This window comes from Flavobacterium polysaccharolyticum (genome assembly GCF_038739875.1).
GTDB classification, from domain to species: Bacteria; Bacteroidota; Bacteroidia; order Flavobacteriales; family Flavobacteriaceae; genus Flavobacterium; species Flavobacterium polysaccharolyticum.
On sequence record NZ_JBCGDP010000046.1, the window covers coordinates 1 to 4,920 of the forward strand.

The following is a 4,920-nucleotide window of genomic DNA, read 5'->3' on the forward strand; positions in this document are numbered from 1 at the left end:
CTTTGGCTAAAACTGTAGTATTATCTAAATTATAAAAAGTCCAATCGTATGTTAAATTTGATGCAGCTGTTTCTAAAGAAAAATTTGCAACTACATTTGCATTCAAAACTTGGGGGGTATATTTGATAGTTCCTTCTATTGCTAGGCATAAAGATTCTGGACAAAAATTAATGTGTTTTACACTACCTCCTTTTTCTAAAGATCCATGTTTAGCAATAAAATTAGTTTCAGTATCTGAGTCAACATAACTTTCTAAATTAATATCAGAAACTTGAGCATCGGCTCCCATAAACACGTCATTATTATTTAACTGATTGCTAAAAGAAAAAGATCCCTGATTATAATTGTATATTGCTGGATTTTTTACAGTTATATATGGAATTAAAGCAATTAACTCAGAGCATGTATACCCATTAGTAATAGTTCCTTTTGGAAGGCTCTGCAATTTGTTAATTAAACTTATAAATAAACCTTTAACGACTTGTGAATTTGTATTGGATACAACACAACCTGCTGTAACACATTTTTTTCTTTTGGTCTCATCATAAGATTGCTCTAAAAATCTAGTAAGAACAGTCTCAAAACCTACATCAGCTACTTGAGCTTTTGAAAACATGACATAATCAGAACTATAAATACTATTAGTTGAAGCAAAATCAATTGGTGCAGAACCTTTCAATTGAGTAATAAATTCTATTGGAGACATAACACTATTCAAAGTGGTGTTTTTAAATTGTCCCTCTTTTACTAAAACAAAAAATATTTTTTTTGCTTTGGCAGAGTTTATTAAATTTTGGTAAGCTGTTTTCACTGAATTTATATCATTGAATTTATCATCTGAAATAATAAAAAATGATACATCAATATTACTAATTTGTGCATTACCTGCAAGACTATTTGAAATTGTTGAAAAAGTATTGTTGTAATTATCATCCTGTAGCCTTATATATCTTGTAACATCATCATATACTTCAAAAGTTCCATTATTCATTATTGTACCTAAATTAGAAACAACCTCTGAATTATTTTTTAATAATCTAGCGCCACCAGAACTATCGTCAAATGAAGTAATAAAAAGTTTCTTATTGATGTTTTGGGATAAAAATCCTGCAACTCCTCTCGCTAAGTTTTTCCTAGCCTCAAGATCTAAGCTAATTCCACCATATACTGGCTTGTTATCAGGTACTTTAAAATTAAAATTAAAATGTGTGCTACAACCATTGACAGTTGGTAAAGGAACAACAGAAATAGATTTTGTTAATTCTGTAGTACAATTCTTTTCATCAACAATTTTCAAACTTATTGTATAGTTACCTAAAGCGGATCCAATAAAACTATAAAACCTTGTACCATTAGATGTTGAATCAAGAATTTGATTGGCTGCATTTGTAACCGTCCAATGGTAAGTTAAATTCGTTTCTATAGTATCAAATGAAAACTTTGTACTTGTATTTATAAAAGGCGTAACTGTAGAAGCACTGAGTGTTCCTTCTACTGGTTTACAATCTGTTGGACAAAAATCAATATATCTTACTTCGGAGGATTCTTTACATTCACTTGGACGTATTATAGATTGTGCATTTTTTCCTGCCATATCAACCCTACAAGAAGTAAAATAATTATTTGATGATACATATTGACTCATATCAATAAATATATCATTTTCCAATCTATTTAAAATTTCTTCATCTGTTAAATCAACATAACCAGATACACCCCAATAGAAATCAAGATGAATATCAGATGATCTTTCAGGTGAAAAAGAAAAATCAATTGTTTCAGAATAAGGACGAGCTGAATTACCTAGACTTTTTGAATACTTATAGTTATAAATAGTATTCCCTGTGCCATTTGTTATGTAAGGCTTAAGTGCTAAAAATTCAGGAGAACTAGAACTTGCATTGATTTGAGCATCTGTTTCTCCCTTTATAGAGCGCATAATAAGGCTTTTTATCAAATTTTTCAATAAATCCTTGACCATTGCTGATTTTGGATTTAGCTCTGTACAACTGTTCCCTATTAAACACCCCACTTCTTTTGTTGAAACCCTTATACATCCAGTGGTTTTATTTGTAAGTTCTAATACAATTCTATAATAACCTGGAATCGTAAAAGCTGATGAAAATATAGTACTTGTACTTGTGCTTACTAATTCTCCACTCGGATTAAACAAAGTCCATTTAAAAGTGTAATTATCACTATTAACTTCATAAGGTGAACCTAAAGAAAAATCTTTTGTTTCATTTATTTGGACAAAATAAGTGTTCGATAAATTATACTCACCTGATGTAGCAATGGAAAATTGTTCATCATCCGCGGTAAAACCACATATATCCATAACTTTATACTCTCTTGTATAATCAGTAGTACAACCGTTTGGATCCTTGATCTGCAGATTAACTATGTAATCACCTATTTCAGTTGGTGTGACAGTAAAATTCTCATCAATACCAGAAAAAACTAAATCTCCGTTTTGTTTAACCAAATCCCATTTGTAAGTAAAACCAGCTGTGGTATAAGATGAACTTCGATTAAGAGAAAGAACTGTTGCTGTATTAACCAAAAGTTTTTCACTATATGCAGAGTTTATTATGTATCCGCCACGGTCTGAAATAGGAATGATACAAGGAGTACTCTCTCTGGTTTTTAAATCTCTTTCAAAAGAAGAACACCCCATAGCATCTGAAACTCGTAAAACCACTTTATAATCTCCAGCAAGGGTTAGAGTAATAGGAAATATAGCTTGATTACCAGATGCAACTAATGCATTATTTGAGTCAAATAGACTCCATTGATAAGATAAACGTGTACTCCCTGATGAACTATAAAATGACAAATTTGTTAATTTATTAAGGATTACCCCAGACCAATCACCATAAGGATAAGGACTATTTATACTGCCATTACGGTTTGGGGAATAAGAGTCGTTGACACAATTATTAATAACATTTATCACTTTATTAAACGTAGTGGTACAGCCATTGTTTTCAATGACTTCTAATCTCACTAGATAACTTCCTGCTTGACTATAAGACTGTGTTGCAGTGGCAGTAGTTTGAGAATCATCTTTTATAACAGTACCACTTGAGTTATTGTAGAATGTCCATTTATAGGTTAAACCTGTGGCAGCAGTGTTTAAAGAAAATGTAGCATTAGAATTAACAGTTAGAAGTTCAGTAGATGATCTGAGTTCTCCGGTTACTTGAGTAGGGCATCTAAGCACATTTAATGTGATACGTTCTCTTACAAGTTCTAGATATGGAATTTGTGGATGTTTTGAAACACAATAGTAATCTCCAGCATGAGATAAAGTCAAATTAGATATAACTAACTCTCTATTTGTAGACAAAGAAGTAGGATTAACAGCAACTCCAGAAGGATATATCCCCTTAAACCATTGAAAAGTCTCACTAGTTGTATATCTATTTGTATCTTCATACATTGTAAGAGTTACGGACTGACCAGCTGTTTTAGTTTCTATTTTAAATTTGTCTACTTTAGACTGCTCATTATACCATAAAGTACGAATTGTATTTTTATAGTTGGAAAACTCATTCTCAAAGTCAACAAATCGGAAGGAATTACCTTCTATTCTGAGTGTCTTTCCATCATAAAACAATGAAGCGTTATCAAATAGCTCGTGACTAATGCTTGGAGTAGTAAAGTTTAATGCAGGTAACTTATCTTTAGCAAGTCTATTATATGAAATACTAAAATAATTTAAAGGGAAATTACTACAAAAAGAAGGGACTTTTTCAATATCGTTCATAAATAAATTAAGAAAAGCCAAATTTGTTAAATTGGCAAAACTGCTAGGTATCGTGCTTATATCGTTTTGTTCTAAGCTAATTAGCTTAAGACCAGTTATACTACCAAGCACAGACATATCATTTATGCTATTAGCGTAAATAGTAATTGATTTTAAGTTTTGAAGATTTGAAAAACTATCAGGTATTGCACCACTAAATTTATTATCAGCTTGTATAAATAAGTTTTCTAAATTTCTAAGATATCCAATTTCTTCAAGACCTGATGTAAAATCAGAACCAATGTATAGATTATTTAAATTAGTTAAACCACGTATTTCTAAAGGAATTTTTTTTGAAACAAAAGTGCAATTACCCATATGTAACTTTTTTAGGTTACGCAAATTGCAAACAGGAATGATTGATTCTAAATCTGGCTGTGCAGGTTCATTATAAACATTACTATTTCTATATAAAACTAATTCCTTTAAATTTACTAGATTTTGTAAACCGTTTAAATTTCCTGATAATTTAACAAACCTTAAATTTAAAATACTTAATTGAGTTAAAGCAGACAAATCTGAGATACTCCCATTTAAATTTAAATCTTTTTGATTTCGAAAATATCCTTTCAAATTTAGACTTGTAACGTGTCCATCAGTAACAGTAACACCATACCATCCAGTTTTGTTATCGTAATCGTAACTTTCAACCGTAGCATTTGGATCATTAACCGGCCAAGCACCATCATTATTAATAGTATTTTCCCAATTAGAACCTCCAGCGGCATTGTAAAATGCAATCAATGCATTCCTTTCTTCTAAAGGCACAGTAGCAACAGTTGATTTATTAATAGCCTTATTTTTCAATTGCAATTGCTCAAGTTGTGTATTTTTAATTTGCTTTTGTAACTCAATTTGAATTTGCTTTTGTTTCTCCGTATGAACAATAATATATTCTTTTCTAAATCCAGAAATAATTTCTGCAATATCAAGTTCCTTATATCCTCTTTTTTTTAACTTCAATTCAATTTTGGTTACATCCAGACCAATCTCTTGATCACTAAGCGCCTGCGCAAATCCAGTCGTGGTAATAAAAAAGCTTATAATACTAAAAACTAATGTATATTTTAATTTCATCTTGGTCTTACTTTTTTGTGGTAGTTACTCCTGCT

The 4,920-nt window shown here is 30.7% G+C and carries 1 protein-coding gene; it reads right to left on the bottom strand.

Annotated features, from left to right (window positions below; all coding sequences use genetic code 11):
* Nucleotides 1-4,885, bottom strand: a 4,885-nt coding sequence (locus tag WFZ86_RS19960) for a PKD domain-containing protein (protein ID WP_342693584.1), incomplete at its 3' end; no start/stop codon positions are given.
* Between the last annotated feature and the right edge of the window lie 35 nt (nt 4,886-4,920).